This is a genomic window from Sphingosinicella rhizophila, assembly GCF_032378825.1.
In the GTDB taxonomy this organism is placed as follows: domain Bacteria; phylum Pseudomonadota; class Alphaproteobacteria; order Sphingomonadales; family Sphingomonadaceae; genus Allosphingosinicella; species Allosphingosinicella rhizophila.
Window position 1 is genome coordinate 1 of the sequence record NZ_JAVUPU010000006.1, and the last position, 20761, is coordinate 20761.

The 20761-nt window shown below is 59.8% G+C and carries 14 protein-coding genes and 1 pseudogene; 6 read left to right on the forward strand and 9 right to left on the reverse strand.

The window, feature by feature from the left end:
• Positions 1-540: 540 nt before the first annotated feature.
• On the reverse strand, positions 541-1641 hold the full coding sequence (locus RQX22_RS12380; protein ID WP_315726851.1) for a branched-chain amino acid aminotransferase: 1101 nt from the start codon (positions 1639-1641) through the stop codon (positions 541-543).
• Positions 1642-1667: 26 nt separating this feature from the next.
• The gene (locus tag RQX22_RS12385) at positions 1668-5129 is read right to left on the reverse strand and encodes an indolepyruvate ferredoxin oxidoreductase family protein (RefSeq protein WP_315726852.1); all 3462 of its coding nucleotides are present in this window, start codon (positions 5127-5129) and stop codon (positions 1668-1670) included.
• A 151-nt stretch (positions 5130-5280) separates the two neighbouring features.
• Between RQX22_RS12385 and RQX22_RS12390 the strand changes: the two genes are divergently transcribed.
• Positions 5281-5760, forward strand: a complete 480-nt coding sequence (locus tag RQX22_RS12390; RefSeq protein ID WP_315726853.1) for an Lrp/AsnC family transcriptional regulator — start codon at positions 5281-5283, stop codon at positions 5758-5760.
• A 14-nt stretch (positions 5761-5774) separates the two neighbouring features.
• Here the strand turns inward: RQX22_RS12390 and RQX22_RS12395 are convergent, their stop codons facing one another.
• From RQX22_RS12395 to RQX22_RS12420, 7 genes and pseudogenes are all read right to left on the reverse strand, one after another.
• Entirely contained in the window at positions 5775-6746 is a 972-nt protein-coding gene (locus RQX22_RS12395; RefSeq protein WP_315726854.1) for a 2-hydroxyacid dehydrogenase, read from the reverse strand.
• Between the two features lie 250 nt (positions 6747-6996).
• Positions 6997-8280, reverse strand: a complete 1284-nt coding sequence (locus RQX22_RS12400; protein WP_315726855.1) for a glycerate kinase type-2 family protein — start codon at positions 8278-8280, stop codon at positions 6997-6999.
• A 98-nt stretch (positions 8281-8378) separates the two neighbouring features.
• A complete protein-coding gene (locus RQX22_RS12405; protein ID WP_315726856.1) occupies positions 8379-9359 on the reverse strand; it encodes a LysR family transcriptional regulator in 981 nt (326 codons plus the stop codon).
• A gap of 483 nt (positions 9360-9842) precedes the next feature.
• Positions 9843-10217, reverse strand: a pseudogene (locus RQX22_RS19340) (hypothetical protein); the annotation flags it as partial.
• A 317-nt stretch (positions 10218-10534) separates the two neighbouring features.
• Positions 10535-11011 (reverse strand): VOC family protein, encoded by a 477-nt coding sequence (locus RQX22_RS12410; protein WP_410001640.1) that lies wholly within the window; start codon positions 11009-11011, stop codon positions 10535-10537.
• 55 nt (positions 11012-11066) lie between these two features.
• Positions 11067-11297 (reverse strand): acetamidase/formamidase family protein, encoded by a 231-nt coding sequence (locus RQX22_RS12415; RefSeq protein ID WP_315726858.1) that lies wholly within the window; start codon positions 11295-11297, stop codon positions 11067-11069.
• A gap of 73 nt (positions 11298-11370) precedes the next feature.
• Complete coding sequence (locus tag RQX22_RS12420; protein WP_315726859.1) at positions 11371-12561, reverse strand: threonine aldolase family protein; 1191 nt, start codon at positions 12559-12561, stop codon at positions 11371-11373.
• A gap of 234 nt (positions 12562-12795) precedes the next feature.
• Between RQX22_RS12420 and RQX22_RS12425 the strand changes: the two genes are divergently transcribed.
• The 5 genes from RQX22_RS12425 to RQX22_RS12445 all read left to right on the forward strand — a co-directional run bounded on the left by RQX22_RS12425 (position 12796) and on the right by RQX22_RS12445 (position 20658).
• Positions 12796-15195, forward strand: coding sequence for a CehA/McbA family metallohydrolase (locus tag RQX22_RS12425; RefSeq protein WP_315726860.1), 2400 nt, complete (start codon positions 12796-12798; stop codon positions 15193-15195).
• The gene (locus tag RQX22_RS12430) at positions 15192-16253 is read left to right on the forward strand and encodes an acetamidase/formamidase family protein (RefSeq protein WP_315726861.1); all 1062 of its coding nucleotides are present in this window, start codon (positions 15192-15194) and stop codon (positions 16251-16253) included. Before RQX22_RS12425 ends, RQX22_RS12430 begins: the two co-directional genes overlap by 4 nt.
• A 50-nt stretch (positions 16254-16303) precedes the next feature.
• Positions 16304-18184 carry a CocE/NonD family hydrolase gene (locus RQX22_RS12435; RefSeq protein WP_315726862.1) on the forward strand — a complete coding sequence of 627 codons (1881 nt, stop codon included), beginning with the start codon at positions 16304-16306 and terminating at the stop codon, positions 18182-18184.
• Positions 18185-18437: 253 nt separating this feature from the next.
• Positions 18438-20495 carry a carbon starvation CstA family protein gene (locus RQX22_RS12440; RefSeq protein ID WP_315726863.1) on the forward strand — a complete coding sequence of 686 codons (2058 nt, stop codon included), beginning with the start codon at positions 18438-18440 and terminating at the stop codon, positions 20493-20495.
• On the forward strand, positions 20482-20658 hold the full coding sequence (locus RQX22_RS12445; protein WP_315726864.1) for a YbdD/YjiX family protein: 177 nt from the start codon (positions 20482-20484) through the stop codon (positions 20656-20658). The genes RQX22_RS12440 and RQX22_RS12445 overlap by 14 nt, the downstream gene beginning before the upstream one ends.
• Positions 20659-20761: the final 103 nt, after the last annotated feature.

The following is a 20761-nucleotide window of genomic DNA, read 5'->3' on the forward strand; positions in this document are numbered from 1 at the left end:
CCTCCCGATTCACAGAAGCATGATCATGCTCTAGAAGGACCGCAGCCGCGCTGATGCTGCCACAGCTTTCGACGGCAAGAGCGTATCGGAGGAGCCGAAGCTCTACTCCTGCGGATGACAACATGGCCTTCCCGCAACTATGCAATTGCACGGGAGCATCGCCGCCGTGGCGTGTGCCTTCGAGTGCCCCTGAATTCGGCCTTGGTTACCGCGCCCATATAGGCACAAACACAACTCGGGATCACATCCTCGCACTCCGCCGGGCCGTCGAAAACCTGCCCGTCAACAGCGTGTCGGTTTTGGGATATCGGGACGTTCGCGAACTGACGGCCGCGCTGCACCCGGAGGGTCAGTCGCATGTACGCAGCCTCGGTTACGCCCCCCTTCGCGAGCGCGCCGATGAGGCGTCGCTCCCCCAATATACCTGCGGAGGAGAGCTTGATGTACGCCCTGGCCAGCGTGATCCTCCCGTTGCTGCGACTGTGCGAAGCAACGAACGAACCTCGTCCGGGACCGGCTTTTGAGGTGTCGATCATGTCATCAAAGACCCGCTATCTTTCCCAAGGTCCTGCACCAGTGCAAAGGATCCGGTGCGCGGCCTCGCTGGATATCGAGTAGCCGAGTCTGAAGCGATTGCGTCACTGGGCCCGGTGCCTTGGACGCGATCTCGAAGGATCCACTAAGGCGGCGAACCTCCCCAACGGCGACTACCGTGGCGGCGGTGCCGCAGACGAACGACTCTCTCAGCCGCCCGCTGACCGCATCTGCCTCCCAGTCTTCAATGCTGTACCGCGCCTCCCGAACTGCATATCCCTCCGACCGAGCTAACTCGATGATCGAGTCTCGTGTGATGCCGGGGAGAATGGTACCTAGCGGGGGCGTTATGATCTCCCCGTCCTCCATGACGAAGAAGATGTTCATTCCGCCCAGTTCCTCCACCCAGCGACGCTCAGCGGCATCGAGAAACACTACCTGATCGCACCCGCGAGCGGCCGCCTGCATCTGTGCGATCAGGCTGCCTGCATAGTTGCCACCGCACTTGGCTGCCCCCGTTCCGCCGGAGGCGGCGCGACTGTAGCGATCAGATACCCAGAGCGTGAGCGCCTTAGCCCCTTGTTGGAAGTAAGGGCCCGCCGGCGAAGCGATCACGCAAAAGACGTAGTGAGATGCTGGCCGAACGCCGAGGAACACCTCGTTGGCGAACATGAACGGTCGCAGGTACAGGCTTCCTTCTCCTTCAGGCACCCAGTCGCCATCAAGCTTCAGCAGCCATTCCACCGACTCGATGAACAAGGTCTCCGGCAGTTCCGGCATCGCCATGCGCATGGCAGACCGGTTGAATCTACGTGCGTTCTCTTCCGGCCTGAACAGCGTGATTGATCCATCGGGGCGTCTGTAGGCCTTCAAGCCCTCGAAGATCTCCTGCCCGTAGTGCAGCACTGCGCTCGCGGGATCCATCATGAAGGGCTCCCGCGCACGAACCCGGGCGTCGTGCCATCCACTCCCTTCGCTCCACCTGAGAGTAACCATATGGTCGGTGAAGATCTTCCCAAAGCCTGGGTCTACGAGCGCGCTCGCCCGCTCCTGCGCCGAGAGCCTGGACGCGCTCGGTGTAACGACGAATGCTTCTGATCCTCCCATGCTGTCTGACCCGCTAGGAAATGAGTTCAAGCGGCTTCGGCCGCGGGGGAGCCGGTATCAAGCCGAGCGAGCAGCGCCTGGCGATCGCTTCGATATCGCTCGCTCGCGGCATCCTTGACCGGTCCGTAGCCCCTCACTTCGCCAGGTAATCCGGCGATCGCCAGAACTGTGTCGAGATTGCCGTCGTCGAGCCGCGCTAGGAGCCGCTCCATCGTGACCAAATACTCCTCGCGCCGCGAGCGCTCAGCTAATCGTTCGGCTGTGTGCCCGAACGGATCCGCCCAAGTCCCGCGAAAGCGCTTGCCTTTCGCAATGACTTCCATCGCCCTGAAGATCCAGGGGCCGAACCTGCGTTTCGCCGGGCGGCCGGTGTGGGGGTCTCTCCGAGCGAGCAACGGCGGTGCGAGATAGACCGACAGCCGCTTGAACCCCTCGAACTGCGCTGTCAGCGCCTCACGAAAGTTGGCCTCAGCATAAAGACGTGCGACCTCATACTCGTCCTTGTAAGCCATAAGCCTATAGGCGTTGATCGCAATCGCAGCTACCAGTTGCTCACCCCGCGTCCCAAAGGACAGAGCTGCAGCCTGCGCATGACGCATTAGACTCGCATAGCGCTCGGCGTAGGTCTCATTCTGATAGGCCGCAAGGTCCGCAGAGCGCCGAGCGATCGTCGCTGCCATATCTTCCTCGATCTGGGGCTCGGCGACACCAGCAACGGCGGTTACCGTCTCGGGCTCTACTGCGGCGAGGCGCCCCCAGGCGAAGGCCCGCTTGTTGAGCGCTACCGCTGCGCCATTGGCCTCGATCGCAGCCTCGAAGGCCTCGACAGAGATTGGCAGAAGTCCACTTTGCCAGGCATAGCCGACCATCAGCGTATTTGCCGCGATGCTATCACCGAACAACCCTTCTGCTATACGCGTCGCGTTCAGGAGAAACGCTCGGCCGTCACCAGCGCGTGACAGCAGCGTGTCCATTATGCGGGCGCTCGGCAGCGTTGCATCGCGGTCTGTGACGCTTTCGGCGGTCGGCGTCTCATCGACGTTGAGCACAATGGCGCCTCGGCCGGACGCGAACTTGCGCAACGCATCCGGGCTGCTCGCCACCAATGAATCGGTTCCGAGTAATAGATCCGCCTCCGCCGCACCGATGCGGACGGCATGGATGGCCTTGCCGGCCGGCGCGAGCCGGACCTGACTCACAACCGCACCGTTCTTCTGTGCAAGGCCGGTAAAGTCGAGCACGGTTGAAGCCAGTCCGTCCAAGTAGGCTGCAGTGCCAAGAAGTGCTCCAACTGTCAGGACGCCCATTCCCCCGATCCCAGCGATGTACACGTTGTAAACCTCTTCGACCGTGGGCAGTGTCGGCGGCGGCAAGCCCGGAAAATAAGCAGCCTCAAGCGCAGTTATTCGGCTGTTCTCGGGCTTACGCAGTATTGCGCCTTCCACTTCAACGAAACTCGGACAGAAGCCTTTTAAGCAGGAGAAGTCCTTATTACAGGCCGACTGATCGATCCGGCGCTTAACGCCATCGGACGTCGGCAAGGGCTTAACCGCGATGCAGGTGGATTGGATTGAGCAGTCGCCGCAGCCTTCACAAACGCGCGGATTGATGAACAGGCGCCGGTCAGGATCGGGGTACCCTCCTTGCTTGCGGCGCCTCCGCTTCTCGGCCGCGCATGTCTGTTCGTAAACTATCGCGGTCACCCCGGGGATTTCACGCATCTCGCGTTGAATCGCCTCCAAGTCGTCGCGGTGCTCAATCGTCACGCCGCCGGGTAGGTCGCGCCGCTTAGATGCGTTGTCACTGACCAGCCGCACCTGCACTAGACCTTCCGCCTGCAGTTGCGCGATAATCCGCGCGACGTCGGTTGCACCCTCCGCGGGCTGGCCTCCGGTCATGGCCACCGCGTCATTGTAGAGGATCTTGAAGGTGATGTTGGCCTTCGCCGCCACTGCAGCGCGAATAGCTAGCAGGCCACTGTGCTGATACGTGCCATCGCCGAGGTTCTGAAAGACATGGCTGGCTTGAGAGAAGGGCGCCGCTCCAACCCACTGCATGCCTTCGCCTCCCATTTGGCTGAAGGTCGTGGTTTTCAGTTTTGGCACGGAGAGTGCCATGACATGACAACCGATGCCGCCGGCTGAGATCGAACCGTCAGGCGTTTTGGTCGATGTGTTATGAGGACAGCCGGAGCAGAAGAACGGCTTGCGCGTGGGGATTGAAACGACCTCGCTTCGACCAGAGCTTACCTCCAAAACCTTCAGCCGCTCCTGAACCCCAACCGGATCATGCACGAGTCGCGACGCCAGGGCTTTTGCAACCATCAGCGGCGTAAATTCCATGATAGAGGGTAGTAGTGGCTTCTCCTCGGCGTCCCGCTTGCCCGTGACGCGGGTCCGGCTGCTCCTTCGGTTGAAAAGTTCGGCCTTGATCTGGTTCTCGACCGTAGGAGTCTTTTCCTCGACTACGAAAATCTCTTCGCATTCTCCGGCAAAGGCGAGCAGCGGCTCGGCTGCAAGTGGCCAACTCATGGCGACCTTGTAGATCGACAATCCAAGGGCCTCCGCCTCGCCTTGTCCAATTCCCAAATTCTGTAATGCTTGCATCAGATCCTGATGCGCCTTCCCGACGGTGACGACGCACAGGCGCCTAACTCGACTCGCGAAAAGGGGCGTGTCGATCCGGTTGACCATTGCCCAGGCGATGGCAGCAGGGATCCGCTCCTCGATCATACGCCGCTCGTACTCGACACGCTCGGCGGGCCACTGGATCGAAGGATCCCAGTTTAGCCCATGGGGCGGGATGACCTCAGCAGGCGAGATGAAATCGACGTTCGGATCGGGAAGGTCGAATGACGCAGCGCTCTCTATCACTTCCGCGATTGTCTTCATCGCGACCCACACGCCAGCGAACCGGGAAAGAGCGATCCCCGCCAGACCCAAAGTCAGGATTTCGGCCACGCTGGCGGGCTGCAGCACGGGCATGTGAACTGACTGGAAAATGCCATCCGTCTGGTGCGGAAACATGGAGGATTGGGCGGCATGGTCGTCGCCGCCAATCGCCAGGACACCTCCTAAAGGGGAGGTACCAAGCATGTTGGCATTGCGGAACACATCGCCACTTCGGTCGACGCCGTTGCCCTTGCCGTACCAGATGCCGAATACCCCATCGACCTTGACCGGCCCAAATGCCTTGTGCATCTGCGCACCCCAGAGCGCGGTGGCCGCGAGATCCTCATTCAGACCGGGCTGAAACAAGACATCGTGTGCGTCGAGATACTTCTGCGCTCTCCAGAGTTGCTGGTCGTAGGCGCCGAGCGGCGAGCCACGATAGCCGGAGATCAGGCCTGCCGTGTTGAGCCCGCGCCGGCGATCAAGCCGTCGCTGCATGAGCGGCAGACGCACCAATGCCTGAATACCCGTCATAAAAACTGGGCCTATCTCGGCGTTGTAGATTGACTCCAGACTGAGGACCCGATCCGGCATCATTCCTGCTTTCCCTTTGCGAGGCAGGATACCGCAAACTTGATGGCATTAGCCGCTAAAGTTTGACCAAAGGCGTATATCTTTTAGTGACATTTGCTATAATGACACCTATCTGAGTTAAATCTGCCCTGCGCGTGCGAGGAAGGTTGATCTTATGAGCGATCCGCCGACGCTTGATGCCTACGATCGCCGGATCCTCCAGCATCTCACTGCGAACGGTCGTATCACCTGGAGCGACCTGGCCGAAGCTATCGGCCTGTCGCTTACCCCGACTATCCGCCGCGTCAGACAATTGGAGGAAACAGGGTATATCACCGGCTATTTCGCCCGATTGGACGAGCGACAGCTTGCTGGAAGCATGAGCGCTTTCGTTTCTGTCACCCTGGAGCGGCAGGTCCGCTCAGCTCTAGATGCGTTCGAAGCACGCGTGTCCACTCTCCCAGAAGTCATGAGCGGATTTCTAATGTCTGGCGGTGCAGACTATCTTTTGCGCTGTGTGGTCCGAGATCTCGATCACTACAGGGACCTCCTCGATCTTCTTACGAAGGTGCCTGGTGTCGCTCATATCCAGAGCAGCTTTGCCCTCAAGGCATTTATCAATCGTCCCGCGCCATTGATCAGGCTAGACCCTTAAATTCGCTCCACGGTTCAGACAACCCGATCCGGTACCGTGCGGCCTTCGAAAAAGGCAGCAACGTTCTCAAATGCCCGCAAACCCATGGCGACCCGCGCCTCCGCGGTCGCACTACCGATGTGCGGCAGCAGCACGACGTTTTCTCGAGCTGTGAACTCCGGAAGGATTGAAGGTTCGTTCGCGTACACATCGAGTCCGGCGCCAGCGATTGGCCCGTTCTCCAATGCCTTAAGCAATGCCTGTTCGTCGACAACATCACCTCGTGCCGTATTTATCAAGAAGCTACCCGGCTTCATCGCTTTAAGCCGATTTGCGTTCACAAGATGGTGCGTCGCCTCGCCCCCCGGCACGTGCAAAGAGACAAAGTCGGCGCTCGCGAGCAACTCGTCTAAGTTCTCACAGAAGCAGGCGTTCAGCCGCTCCTCTAGCTCCGCCGGCGCTCGACGTCTTGCGTGGTACAGGATGGTCATTCCGAAACCTAAACGAGCACGCTCAGCTGTGGCCTGCGCTATGCGTCCGAAGCCGATTAGACCCAAGGTCTTGCCGGTGACGGAGGCTCCAAGCATATGGGTGGGTCGCCATCCGGCCCAGCGTCTCGCTCGCACCTCGCGCTCTGCCTCGCCGGCCCGTCGTGCCGTCATCAAAATCAGCAGCAAGGCGATTTCAGCCGTGGCGTCGGTCAGCACTCCAGGCGTGTTGGTGACTGCCACGCCCGCGGCACGCGCCGCGCCTATATCGATATGGTTGAAGCCCACGCCAAAATTGGCAAGTAGGCTAGCGCGAGGCCGGCCGGCCAGGACGGTTGCGTTTATGGTATCAGATACTGTGGGGCACACCGCGTCGAACTCGCTCATTGCTTCTGCCAATTCGCCTTCCGTCATAGGGCGATCGGAAGTATTCAGTGTGACCTCAAAGTGCCTTTGAAACTCTTGCTCCGCCGCCTCCGGCCAACGGCGCGTTAGCAAGACTCTTGGCCGCCCGCTCATGACGCATGTGACCGCATCTGCAACATCCGCACAGCGCCAGACAATTCAGCCCTGCCATCGTTTTTTCTCGGATCGCAAGCGACGTCCCGCCGAAGGGTTCTCCCTCCTACGAATTTCGAGGGGAAGACTCGGTAACCTGAACCTCTGCCGAGCTTCGTCTGCCGAACGTGGGTTCCATCTGTAGCAAGTCCGGCGGCCATGTTCCTCCGGTGCCAGCAGCCCTCCTTCCAGGGCAGAAAAGGAAGCGGCCTCACCGGTCACCGTCTATGATGATGGCTCGAAAGTCGTTGACGTTGGTAAGTGTTGGACCTGTCACCACCAGATCGCCGAGGGCTGCAAAAAAAAGAAAGGCGTTATTGCTCGCTAGATGCTCGGCTGGATCAAGGCCGAGGGCAGCTGCCCGAGAGAGCGTGTCGGGGGTCACTATCGCGCCAGCAGCCTCCTCCGTCCCGTCGATGCCATCGGTGTCGCAGGCGAGTGCACAAATACCGGGCTCGCCGCCTAGGGCGATGGCGCAACCAAGCAGGTATTCCAGGTTGCGGCCTCCACGCCCATGCTTATTGACCACTGTCACGGTCGTCTCGCCACCTGAGATAATCACCCGGCGTTTTCCGTCCGCTGCCAGACGACGGGCGAGCGCGGCGTGACTAGCGCCTAGGTATCGTGCCTCCGCCTGGAGTGTATCGCCCAGATCCGTGACAGCGTAGTCCCTTGCAGTCCCCCACGTAGCGGCAGCGGCGAGGGCATCGCGTGCCCGCGCGATCACCATTATTGCGCTGCCCGCAAGCCCCAGGCTATCGGCGGGTGGGGTCTCGTTCGCTGGATCAGCTAACGCCCTCCTCGTACTATTTGAAAGTGGAATGCCATATTTTTCCACGATCTCACGCGCCTCACCCAAGGTGGTGTTATCGGCGACGGTGGGGCCGGAGGAGACGAATGATGGATCATCACCGGGCACATCCGAAATTATTAGCGTTGTTACTCGAGCGGGCCCAGCGGCGACGGCGAGTCGGCCGCCCTTAATGCGCGATAAGTGTTTTCTTACTGCGTTAATCTCTGCGATCGTTGCGCCGGAAGCGAGCAGGGAGGACGTGGTCGAGCGTTTGTCAGCGAGTGTGATACCTTCGACTGGCGCCGACAGGAGGGCCGAGCCCCCTCCCGAGAGGAGCAGTAGGAGATGGTCCTGTGGACCTAAGGCATGAGCTAATTCCAGCGCACGCTCCGCGGCACGCACGCTTTGCAGGTTGGGGACTGGATGCCCCGCTTCTATTATCTCGATACCTTGGCGCGCCGTGAAATCCGCGGACAAGTGTCCTCGCCGGGTAACGACAAGTCCGGAAGAAACGCCCTCAATTCGCTCAAGCGCGACGGACATCATCGCAGAGGCAGCCTTACCGATAGCTATCGGCAAGAGACGCCCCTGTGAGGCTGAGGGCAATAGCTTTGGCATTACGCGCTCGGCAGACACCGCCTCTACCGCGCACTCGAATAAGCTGAGTAGATCCCGCCGCTGCGCCGCGAATTCGCTTTGCATGCCCCACCGTTCCCCATGATGTTAGGCCGATAGTCGAGCTGTAGCGCATTCCATGATAGCTGAATAATTCGGAACTCACTGTTCGGGAAAGCGAGACGCTAGTTAATGTCCCATGACAATCTTGGTCGTAGCCTCTCGACGAGAAAGTCGATGAGGGTGCGGACCCGGATGGGAACACCCTTCGGATCGGCGAAGAGCGCAAAAAAGCCGATGTCAGAGGTCCTCCAGCCTGGGAGCACCTCGACAATGCCGCCCGTAGCGAGAGCCTGCTTGCAGAGAAAGGCAGGTAGATTGGCGATCCCTGATCCAGCTAGTGCAGCGTCACGGAGGAGGATCAGGTCATTGGAGACTAGCTTCGGCGTAAACTCGACGGTCACCTGATGATCGTCTTTTTGAAGTGTCCACTTCTGACGCCGCTCCAATGTATCCGCTGCGAGAAGATCGAAGCGCGGCAGTTCAACGTGGCTCTGTGGGGCCCCCTTCCGTTCTAAGTAGCCCGGTGCGCTAAAGGCGCCACAACCCGTCACCCCCAGCTTTACAGCGATCAAGCCTGAATCGATCAGTGGACCTACCGTCAGAGCGACATCAAAGCCATCTCGCAGCCGCCCCACTGGATCATCGCTTAGGACGCTCACCAAGCGTAAGTCAGGGTAAATCTCGAGGAACTCGGCAAGCAACGGCCCTATCAGGCTTTGTCCAAGTACGTAAGGGATCGCGACGCGAACGACACCTTGTGGATGGGCCGGATCACATTGCAGGGCACGCTCTCCGTCGCGGATAACACCGATCACGCGCAGGCAGTACTCGAAAAACAGCCGGCCTTCCCCAGTCACAGTCACCACTCGGGTACCTCGGTGCAGGAGCTGAACGCCAAGATGTTCCTCTAACCGGGAGAGCCGTCGGCTGACGGTCGATTTGGGCAAACCGAGCAGCCGACCGGCGTTGGTCAGGCTCTCTGTCTCAACAACCTTCGCGAAAACGTTGAGATCACCTAGATCCAGCATGTTGGCCCTCCACCCATAGCAGCGTCGCACCAGTGCGAACTCAACGTTGATCAGGTGCCGCGCAAGAATGTGCATCTGCCGCAAGCACCCGGATGAGCTTGCGAGCGTCAGGATGGCCAGAATACTCTACGTGCAGGCCTGGACTCTGACGCTGCCGCGCGGTGCAAGATCACCACTCGACCAGACGTTCACCCACGATCCATGCAGCCTGCCGGAAGAGGCACCATTTTGCAACCGCATGTTGAGATTTCAGAAACAATTAACATGAGCAAAGACACTGATCATTACGGGACTGGAACTACTGATGCCTTGTCGGCCAAGGTTGCGACCTGATGTCGCTGCCATTGACAATGCGGCATCTCGAGCACGTCCTAGCAGTTCACCGCGCGCACTCCGGCTGACGCGCGACAAGCACGCACAGTTCACTCGCAGTCGCTATTTGCCAGCTGCGCCTTCTAGCTACGCGTGGCGAGATCAAAACTCTCGTCGCCATAACAAGCATAATCGGCCCTGAATCGATATGGGCAGCGTCGGCCGCAAAATGGCCCCGTCTGGTCGTTACGCTTGGGTCAAGGACCGGACCGGGGATTGGCCTCGCGGAGGCCCAAATGTCTGCACGAAAAGAGCAAGTGTCCGCCCCACATGAGAGGATCGTGAGCGCCTAACATCGAACTTGAGCTGCAGCGCACCAGGGAGCATCGTCAGGTGGCGATTAAATCCTGGCAAATGAGAATGGCGCGGGCTGCGCCACCTCCACTGACTTTTTTCGAGCTCCTTCTCGCGCACACATTGCAGCGCCGGATTATAGCCCGCATCCGCTTGGCGCATGGGGCCAGGCGTCAGATCGTTCCACAGCACGCGGGCCAGCTCCCTTGCCGCGACCGCAGTGCCATTCGCAACGACCATCTTTCCGCAATGGTGAAGATATCCTACGCTTACCCCTCCCCATGGCTAGAGCGCTACCTAAGTGGCGCCGCCTGCCGTGTTGAACAGGGCGCTCCGCACCTCAGGCATCGAACTCCGTCTCGCGAATGGACTCGCGACCGATCTGGAATCAGGATGGTCCCTCAATGGCGATTGTCGCCCTCGGTGCTCCGCGCTCTAAATCCCATCAAATGCGAGTCCGAGACGATGATGATTGCCCCAGCCCCATCCAGCTGGAACGGGCCGCTGTGGCAGCAGAAGAGCTAGCGGATATCGTGGGGCAAAGCCAGGAAGATCCAACGCTTCTCAAACTGCCGCAGGGCTCCTCAGGTTGCGAAGAGATTCGTCGGATCTGCGAAGGCCTTGAACTCGAGTGCATTCCCCGACGGGTCCAGGAAGAACATGGTGGCCTGCTCCCCAACCTGGCCGTGGAAGCGAACATAGGGTTCAATGACGAACTTGACCCCCTTCGAACGTAAGCGGTTCGCCAGCGCTTCATGTTCAGTCATGTCCAGTACCACCCCGAAATGCGGAACCGGAACGTCTTTGCCATCGACTGGGTTTTCGTGATTGCTCGATCCATCGCGCAGCATTCCCGGCTTAAGATGCACGACAATCTGGTGCCCGAACAGATCGAAATCGGTCCACGTGTCAGAGCTTCGACCTTGTGGCAATCCCATGACCTCGCCGTAGAAATGGCGAGCCACAGTGATGTCGTGGACTGGAAACGCCAGGTGGAAAGGGAAAAGGTTCTGCTTCACGATACCTCCTGAACGGAAAGAGCCGTCACATCGATGCGGCATTGGACGCCTTTCTTGATGTTCACGACTTGGCTGATGGAGAGATTGCCACAACAACTCACATGTCGTTAGGCTTCAAAGAAGACCGAAAGCGCAGTTTCAACCGCCGACCTGCCATCTTTCCGTCTCCTTGCAGAGCATGGCCGCCTCCGTTCGAGAAGCCGGCATCCGGAACTTGAACCGGAAAACGTACGCTCGCGCCGGGACCGAACAGCGCTACGTCCATATTCCCGCCGGATACACCGGAAACCAAAGAGCTGACCGTTCCCTCTCCAGCAACCGGTTTCATTGCAATGTCCCGACCCGGGCACCCCAAGCGACCAGAGACGCAGCGTGCCGGCTCCCTTGACCGATATTGGAGCCTAACCAAGCAGAGAAGAGAAGGCGGCGGCAGCCTCGCGCTCGCCAATATTGAACCTCGGTCCTGGCTGGAGCTCCGTCTGGACCCACCCAGGGAAACGTGAGGGCGAGAAGCTGCCCGATACCCAGATCTTACTCTCCTCCGCGATGCGGTTCCGGCGCTCAGTGAGCTTGTTGGCATCGCCAGGGATGAAGACGCGGAACAGGTTGGTGGGCGGTGCTTCTGGCAGCACTTTCAACCTGCGGTCGGCTGCGATGGCGGCTGCCAGCGCGCGACCGCGCTTCACATAGTTTTTCATCTCGGAAAGGATCGGATCGATCCGCATCGCTGCTGAAACTACGTAGGGCAAAAGCCGGTGTATCTCGCCACCATGCCGTCGGCGCCAGGTGCGCGCTTCCCTGATCAGTTCCCCTGGGCCCAGGAGCATTGCGCCTCCAGGAGCACCGATCATCTTGTAGAGAGAAACATATACCGTATCGAAGCCGCGACATATGTCAGCGAATGAACGGCCGTAATAAGGCTGGCTCTCCCAGAGACGTGCACCGTCCATATGAAGCTTGATCCCGCGCGTCCGACAGGTTCGCTTAATCGCTTCCAATTCCTCCCAAGTCTGTAGCTGACCGCCGATCCACCGCACCGGAATTTCGACGCTGACGGCACAGAGCGGCTGAGGAGCGGCCTCGATATCCGCCGCACTGATCGGTCGCTCCCAGGGAGAGATCTGCAGCCCGTGAAGGTTATGGAGGACGGTGAAGGAGTCGTTTTCACTAAGCAGATGGTGGGACGAGGGGTGGAAGCCCATCGTGCGATTGCCGGAGCGATCGGCATAGATTCGCAACATGATTAACTGGGCCATGGTCCCTGTAGGCATGAAGCACCCCGCTTCGAACCCTAAGAGAGTTGCGATCTTGCGCTCGAAAGCTTGAAGGAAAGCGCTCTGACCGTAATAATCGCCGACAATTCGGTTGGCCCGGCAATATTCCCCGACGGCTATCATCTCACTGCCGTCATCGGGCGGCGGCGGCGCCGTGAACTGCGTTTTGCAGGACCGTTGCAGCCATGCGAGCTGCTCCCGCCGGCCTGGCGGGATGCTTTCGACTAAGGGAGTGGCGTTCACTTTGCTCGCCTGGAACGCTGCGGCTGAGCCAAGCGCCAACGCGAAAAATTCACTCCTGCTGATTTCGATCGTCAATGGCCCGCCTCCCGCAGCGCCGAGGTTAGGGTTCTCGATAGCCTCAACTTGAACACCCCGGAAGAGGAACCGCTTCGCAACTGTGAGTTGCGATTTTAGATACTGTTAACATGAGCAAAGAAGCGTGATCCTTCCGCGCCACAGCTTCTGACAGAGGTGGTTCAGCGCATGTCCATACAGCGGCTTCCCTGCCGATGGCCTCTCCTATGCGCCGGCCTCGCATCTTTCCTGCAGGTGGTGCTGCTCTCTCCGGCGGAGGCGCAGTGGACCAACCGATATCCAAGGCCAGACTGGCTTCGGCATAGCGTCTATTATGAGGGGCACGAGCTTCCCATTTTTTCAGCGGGGCCGATTGATCCCGCGCCGGCTCCCGATGGTCTGCATGTTGCGTTCGCCGCGCAGGGCTGGATATGGGTGCTCAACCTTACCAACGGTGTCGCTACTCGCGTCACCCGCGGCAAGGCCATCGACTCACGGCCTCGGTGGTCTCCGGATTCTCGAGAGCTTGTGTTTGTTCGCGACAGCGGCCGAGTTACGAGCATTGTCCGCCTGAACTTAGCTCGAGGACTAGAAGATCCCTTAGTCGAGAACGGCGCGCTCAATCTCGATCCTGAGTTCTCGCGCGACGGACAAACCGTTTTCTATTCGTCGGCCGAGGCTGGAGATCTCGATATCTGGCGGATCAGCCTCAGTAGCCGGAAACGGACAAGGGTCACCAGTGCGGTCGGCGTAGAGCGTAACCCGCGTTCCTTACCTGGCGGGAAGCAGCTCACGTATCTGTCCGCCGACACTCGACTGAGGAAGGAAATTCGGGAGATATCCTTGAGCGACGGCTCAGAGCGGATATTAAGAGCGAAGTCGGGAGCGGGGCAAGCTTCTTTTGATTTAAACGCCGCTGGACAAACTCTCGTTTATGCATGGCCTAATGGCTCCCGTTGGCAGATTGAGGCGATTGATCGGGCAGATCCCGTACCTGCATACGAGGTCACCAAAGGCCGTGGCCTCCCTCGTTCTCCCGCTTGGAGTGCCGATGGTGCGACTATTTACTTCGTAGAGGGGGATCTGAATAATCGGTCACAGCTTTACCGGGTCCGCGCGGCAGGCGGCACGCCCGAAGAAGTAAAAGTCGAATCCTGGGATTGGCGAGCCAAAACTGGACGCATCAGAATTGTCACGACTATGGAAGACGACGACACACCGATACCGGTGCGCCTGACGATCGAAGATGAACGTGGGCACCCCTTGGTGCCGGCGTCCGGTCCCAGCTACTTCGATTCTCAAAGTGGCCGAGTCTATTTCTTTTCTCCGGGCACCATCGAGTTAGAGGCACCTGCTGGAGGATTTCGCGTCACAGCGTCGAGAGGTCTCACCGCCCTCTCCAAGACGCGCGTCGATCGGATACCTGCAGGCCGTGACAGCGACGTCCGCGTCCGCCTCTCCAGTCTCTGGAACCCAAGAGCCGCCGGCTGGGTCTCGGGAGATCACCATTTCCATATGACGTATGATGGTATCTATCGTTTAACTCCGGACGCTCTACTACCGTTGATGGCGGGCGAAGCACTTGATGTTGCTACACCTCTGCTGGCCAACATCAACAACCGACTGCTGGATGCCGAATGGGCCGGAACGGAGCGTGTGGGCACGGATGGTTCAATCCTGAAGTTCGGCCAGGAAGTTCGCGCCGATCTACTGGGTCACCTCGGCTTAATCGGAATCGAGAAGCTCTACGAGCCATGGTTTTGGGGCCCCCCATATCCAGATTACGGCTTTGGGGATCGAATTAACTCCGAGGCTTTGCAGCTCACCAGACGCGAGGGTGGCCTCAGTTCTTACGTCCATGCGATACGAGTTGCCGATCCTTTTGCGAAGGATGCAATAGGGCAGATCCCGCTGGAACTCGTAGCCGACGCCGTTCTGGGCGAGGTCGATGCCCTTGAACTGCTAGGCTTATGGAGTAGCGGTGAGGGCAACAGTCAATTATGGTACAGGTTACTGAATGCGGGCCTCGATATCGTTCCGATCGCAGGGACGGACGCCTTTGTGGATACTCACCGGGGCATGGCGTTGGGGACGGTTCGAACATACGTTCAGCTCGACGGAGCGCCTCTAAGCTGGAGCAGTTATCAGAGCGCGCTCAAGAGCGGGCGCAGCTTCATCACAAACGGCCCGATACTTCTCTTTCAGGTAGCCGGCAAGGAAGTTGGCGAAGTAATTCCACACGGGGACAGCCGCGTGCGATGGCGTCTGGAGCTTCCCTCCGCAGCCAATGTCGAACGGATCGAGATCATAGCAAATGGAGCCGTAATCTGGGGTACAAATCGGTCCCTAGCAAGTAGCAGGAAAGTATATGAAGGCGTTGTAATGCTCCCGCGGGGCGGCTGGATTGCTGCAAAAGCACGTGGCGGCGAGACGCGATGGCCCAGCATGGGAACACCCCCATTCGCTCATACCGCGCCGATATGGATTTCACACCGGAGTAGCTTCGATCAGAAGGCTCGACAAGCCGCAGTGCACGACCTTCTGCTCGCGCTAAGTGCTGCAGAGGCTAGATCTTTGAAGCAGCTACCCTATTCGACAGCCTTGCGTGCGCGGCTCGCGCTGGCCCGAACGCGACTTGAGGGGATGGTGCAATGAATAAAATCCTTCGGCGAACGCCCTCACGTGGCGTAGCCCTGCTCGCAGCTGTTTTCTTCCCAACTGCTGTTTTTGCGAAGGCGGCAGATCAGGCACCAACTGCTCGCGAACACACGTTGAAAGCGTCACCATCGACGGTGGTGTGGGGGTACTTTGACGGGTCGAAGTCTCCCGTTCTCACGATCGAGCCCGGCGATACCGTCAATGTAGAGACGATGGTTACGGGCGCACGCATACTAAGGCTCCTGGGTGTACCTGAACGGGTGATCCGACCCTCCATGATAGAAATGGATGAGAAGGTAAAACAGGAGGGAAGCCACATCCTGGTGGGCCCGATTGCCATTCGCGGGGCTGAACCCGGTGATGTCTTAGAAATCAGGATCCGCGACATGGCGATGGCGGAGCCATGGGCCGTGAACGTTTTCACCCCGGGAGGAGGCACCCTGCCACACCTCTTCCCGTATCAAGGCGGGAAATTCGTCCCTATCGATCTTAAAAGAAAGGTCGCCACCATCACCTCCGGAGTCGAGGTCCCGGTACGCCCCTTCTTCGGAAACATCGGCGTGGGACCGCCAGTCCTTGTCGGCAGGCTTTCCAGCAGACCTCCAGGATATCATGGGGGCAACTTCGACAACAAGGAATTGGTCGCGGGCTCGACCCTCTATTTGCCGGTTCATGTGAAAGGTGGCCTTCTCTCCGTGGGTGATGGGCATGCGGCCCAGGGGGACGGGGAGGTCAATGGCAGCGCCCTTGAAGCATCCCTTCGGGGCAAGCTGCAGATCTTCCTTCGTAAGGACTTGAAGCTGAGATGGCCCCAGGCGGAAACACCAACTCATTATATCACGATGGGTCTTGATCCGGACCTTGACGAGGCGGCAAAACGTGCTGTCGAAGAAATGGTCGAATATCTGGTGAGCACAAAAGGCCTCAGTCGGGAAGAGGCATATATACTCTGCAGTGCAGCGGTAGATTTGCGCGTCACTCAGGTGGTAGACGGCACAAAAGGCATTCACGCGATGCTGCCCAAAAGCGTGTTTGTCAAAAGCGCTGTTCGATGACGAGAGCCGTTGCGTGCTCGCAGCCGCTGCTGGTGCGACGCCCCCCCAGAATGCGCTCGCTCTCGATTGTTGTTCTCGTGTGTGCAGCATCTGTCGCGCGACCGGTCACTGCGCAGGACCTGTCAAAGTACAGTCAGGAGGCGCAGGAGCGCGAGATCGCAACGATCGCCGATGCGCGGACTGCGGTGATGGTGCCGATGCGCGACGGTGTACGACTATCGACGAACATCTATTCGCCCAAAGCCAAGGGCAGCCGGCTGCCGACGATCCTTTGGAAGACGCCGTACAACGAGCACAAGCTGCGCGGCCCGACGTTGCGCTATGCAATCGAGTCGGTCCGCCGCGGCTACGTGTTCATCGTTCAGAACGAGCGCGGGCGCTTCTTCTCGGAAGGTCAGTGGGAAATCCTCGGCAAGCCGCAGACCGACGGGTATGATATGCTGAGCTGGATCGCCGCCCAGGGCTGGTCGAATGGCAAGGTAGGCACGCTCGGCTGCTCGTCCTCCGCTGAATGGCAGCTCGCGCTCGCGGGAATGAATCATCCGGCGCATGCGGCGATGGTGCCGATGTCATCCGGCGCGGGAATCGGCAAGATCGGCCGGTTTCAGGAACAAGGCAACTGGTACACCGGCGGCGTCCCGCGCAACCTGTTCTTCGTGTGGCTGTATGGCGTCGACAACCCGCTACGTGCGCAGCTGCCTGCTAATCTCGACGAGAAGACCCGCGCCCACATCACGCAATATAACGACCTGAATGCAACAAAGCCCAAGATCGATTGGAACAGGCAGATAAAGCACTTGCCCGTGTCCGAACTGCTGAGTTCGCTCGGCGAGCCGCCGGCGACGTTTGAGCAGTTCATCGCGCGCACTCCGGCCGATGCGAGATGGCGCCAGGGGGGGCTGTACCATGAGGACATGGGCTGGGGCGTACCGGCCCTCTGGTTCAACGCCTGGTACGATGTTTCGATAGGTCCGAACCTCGAGCTGTTCAACCATGCCCGCGCGGCCAACACCGACCGCGAGGCGAGCGCGAACCAATACGCGGTGATCGCGCCCGTCACCCACTGCGCCTACGCCAGCCTGGGGCGAGACACACGCATCGGCGATCGCGATATGGGCGACACCACCTTCGACATGAACGGCGCCGTGTTCGGCTGGTTCGACCGCTGGCTGAAGGGCGATAGACGCGCGTTCCCCGCGTCGACGCCGCACGTCCGCTATTTCTTGATGGGCGCAAACCGCTGGGCTTCTTCGGAGAGCTGGCCGCCAAAAGGCGCGGAGACGGTGCGCTTCTATCTACGCAGCGGTGGCGCGGCGAACAGCCTGAACGGCGATGGTCGGCTTGATCGCGTCCCACCAGGCAACGAGCCTGCCGATCGCTTTCGCTACGATCCGATGAACCCCGTGCCGACAGTTGGCGGCGGCGACTGCTGCAACGGGGGCATCGTCGTTCCCGGCGCCTTCGACCAGCGGGGGGTGGAGGCGCGCAACGACGTGCTCGTCTACACCAGTGATCCATTACCGGCAGACATGGAAGTGAGCGGTTTCGTGAACGCGGTCCTCAAGGTATCGTCGAGCGAGAAAGACACCGATTTCGCCGTCAAGCTGGTCGATGTAGCGCCCGACGGAACCGCGTGGATTATTGCCGATACCATCTTCCGCGCGCGCTACCGGGAAGGTTTCGATACGCCGGTTTTGATGGAGCCGGGCAAGACGTACACCATCAAGCCGTCCCCGATCGCGACCAGCATCCAGTTCGGCAAAGGCCACCGGATTCGCATTGAGGTGACGTCTTCGAACTTCCCGAAATTCGTCCGCAACCTCAACACCGGCGGGCCGAACGAGTTCGAGGCTACAGGCATCGTCGCCGAGAACGTCATCCATCATTCAGCCGGCCAGCAGTCATACATCGACCTACCCGTGGTGCGCTGAGCGCGTGGTAAGGAGCGATCATGCTGTCGGATGTCGAACATTTCTATCCAGCGAGACCGAAGTATGAGGTCCAGACATTTGGTGCCATCAAAGGGAGGTTTGCCTATCGTTCAAGTTAAGAGCTGAACACGCGGTATTTTCCGCGTTCCTACGGGAATCCTGCGAGCCTTAAGTATGACGTATTTGCTTGGCGCTCTGCTAGTAGCGCTCGTCGCCGCACTAGTATGCGGCCAGTAACGCACAGGGAGAGGACATGATGGCAAACAGATCGGTCCTTGTTTGGGGGCCGTGGGTTCTAGTGGCGTTGCTCGGGGCGTCAGCACTCGGGGTCGTGGCGCTTCATCGCGGCGAGACAATCAACGCGCTGTGGATCGTGGTGGCTGCGGTGTGCGTCTATCTCACGGCTTATCGATTTTACGGACTCTTTATCGCGCGACGCGTGCTTGGTCTTGATCCAGCGCGGCGGACGCCGGCGGTGCGGCACAATGACGGATTGGATTATGTGCCGACCCACAAATATGTGCTATTCGGCCATCATTTCGCGGCGATCGCGGGGGCCGGACCGCTGGTGGGGCCGGTGCTGGCGACGCAGATGGGATATCTGCCGGGAACGTTATGGCTTCTGGTCGGCGTCGTCTTCGCGGGCGCCGTGCAGGATTTCGTCGTCCTCTTCATCTCGACGCGGCGGGACGGGCGCTCGCTTGGAGACCTGATCCGCACGGAAATGGGGACCATTCCCGGCGTGATCGCGATGATCGGAATCCTGATGATCATGATCATCCTGCTCGCCGTGCTTGCGCTAGTGGTTGTGAAGGCGCTGGCGGACAGCCCCTGGGGGACCTTCACCGTCTTCGCGACAATGCCGATCGCGCTGCTGATGGGCATCTACGGCCGCTACATCCGGCCCGGGCGCATCGGCGAAGTCTCGCTGATCGGCTTCATTGGCCTCATCCTCGCGATCGTCTTCGGCGAACATGTTGCGGCGAGCCCGGTCTGGGCCCCCGCCTTCACCTTCTCCGGAGAGGCGCTGGCGCTGATGCTGATTGCCTACGGCTTCATTGCCTCGGTTATTCCCGTCTGGCTGCTGCTTGCCCCCCGCGACTATCTTTCGACCTTCCTCAAGATCGGAACGATCGTCGGCTTGGCCATCGGCATTCTGATCGTCCAGCCGGAGCTCAGGATGCCGGCGGTCACCCGTTTCATCGACGGCACCGGGCCGGTTTTCGCGGGCACCCTCTTCCCGTTCCTGTTCGTCACTATCGCCTGCGGCGCCGTCTCCGGATTTCACTCCCTCGTCTCATCGGGAACGACCCCGAAGATGATCGAGAACGAGGTCCACACCCCCTTCATCGGCTACGGAGCGATGCTGATGGAAAGCTTCGTCGCGATCATGGCGCTCGTCGCAGCCTCGGTGCTCGATCCGGCCATCTATTTCGCGCTCAACAGCCCAGCCGCCCTTATCGGCTCCACCACCAACGAAGCAGCGCTTGCGGTCTCTGGCTGGGGCTTCACAGTCACTCCGGTGATGCTCGACCAGCTCGCAAGCGAGTTGGGTGAATCGACCATCCTGTCGCGCACCGGCGGCGCCCCTACGCTCGCCGTCGGCATGGCGAATATCCTGTCCAACGTGATTGGCGGGCCTGGGATGATGGCCTTCTGGTATCATTTCGCGATCCTGTTCGAGGCTTTGTTCATCCTCACCACAGTCGATGCGGGGACCCGGGTCGCCCGGTTCATGATCCAGGACCTGATCGGGACGGCAGTACCACGGCTCAAGGACACGCGGAACTGGACCGGGAACCTCCTCGCCACCGCGGTCGCCGTGGGCGGTTGGGGCTGGTTCCTCTATCAAGGCGTGACCGATCCCCTCGGAGGCATCAATACGCTTTGGCCCTTGTTCGGTATTTCGAACCAGATGCTTGCGGCTATCGCGCTTACCATGTGCACGGTGGTGCTCTTCCGGATGAAGCGCGCGCGCTACGCGTGGGTGACGTTGCTCCCCCTTACTTGGCTTCTGATCTGCACGCTCACCGCGGGCTGGCAGAAGATGTTCCATCCAGACTCGAGGATCGGATTTCTCGCGCATGCGGGGAAATATTCCGATGCTTTAGCTCGCGGCGAGCTTCTTCCGCCTGCCAAAGGAGTGGGGCAGATGCGGCAGGTGATCTTCAACGATTATGTGAATGCAAGCCTGTGCGCCTTGTTCATGATCGTCGTGGCCGCAATCGTGTTCTACGGGGTCAAGGCGGTTTCGGAAGCGATACGATCCGATGCGCCGACGTCGCGGGAGGTGGGCGATGCACTGGCTTGAACTTGCGAAGCTCACAGCGCGGCTGATGGTCGGCGTGCCGAGCTACGAGGCTTATGTCAGTCATCGAGCGGTCGCGCATCCGGGAGAACCGGTGATGGACCGCGGCAAATTCTACGCGGAACGGTTGGAGAAAAGGTTTGGCGGGGTCAGCCGCTGCTGCTGAGGAGGCAACCCTCCACCAACGCCGGGTCCACAAAGAGCCAATCTGTGGATAGCTTGGAGATCTCGGACCGTGCGGCTACAGGCCCAAGTGCGCCGTATACCCA

Excerpts from the sequence above, each read along its gene's own strand:
- RQX22_RS12390 (WP_315726853.1), top strand. The coding sequence starts at position 5,281 with ATGAGCGATCCGCCGACGCTTGATGCCTACGATCGCCGGATCCTCCAG.
- RQX22_RS12415 (WP_315726858.1), bottom strand. The coding sequence starts at position 11,297 with ATGAAACCGGTTGCTGGAGAGGGAACGGTCAGCTCTTTGGTTTCCGGT.
- RQX22_RS12440 (WP_315726863.1), top strand. The coding sequence starts at position 18,438 with ATGATGGCAAACAGATCGGTCCTTGTTTGGGGGCCGTGGGTTCTAGTG.
- RQX22_RS12430 (WP_315726861.1), top strand. The coding sequence starts at position 15,192 with ATGAATAAAATCCTTCGGCGAACGCCCTCACGTGGCGTAGCCCTGCTC.
- RQX22_RS12385 (WP_315726852.1), bottom strand. The coding sequence starts at position 5,129 with ATGATGCCGGATCGGGTCCTCAGTCTGGAGTCAATCTACAACGCCGAG.
- RQX22_RS12395 (WP_315726854.1), bottom strand. The coding sequence starts at position 6,746 with ATGAGCGGGCGGCCAAGAGTCTTGCTAACGCGCCGTTGGCCGGAGGCG.
- RQX22_RS12410 (WP_410001640.1), bottom strand. The coding sequence starts at position 11,011 with ATGCCGCATCGATGTGACGGCTCTTTCCGTTCAGGAGGTATCGTGAAG.
- RQX22_RS12405 (WP_315726856.1), bottom strand. The coding sequence starts at position 9,359 with ATGCACATTCTTGCGCGGCACCTGATCAACGTTGAGTTCGCACTGGTG.
- RQX22_RS12445 (WP_315726864.1), top strand. The coding sequence starts at position 20,482 with ATGCACTGGCTTGAACTTGCGAAGCTCACAGCGCGGCTGATGGTCGGC.
- RQX22_RS12400 (WP_315726855.1), bottom strand. The coding sequence starts at position 8,280 with ATGCAAAGCGAATTCGCGGCGCAGCGGCGGGATCTACTCAGCTTATTC.
- RQX22_RS12435 (WP_315726862.1), top strand. The coding sequence starts at position 16,304 with ATGCGCTCGCTCTCGATTGTTGTTCTCGTGTGTGCAGCATCTGTCGCG.
- RQX22_RS12380 (WP_315726851.1), bottom strand. The coding sequence starts at position 1,641 with ATGGGAGGATCAGAAGCATTCGTCGTTACACCGAGCGCGTCCAGGCTC.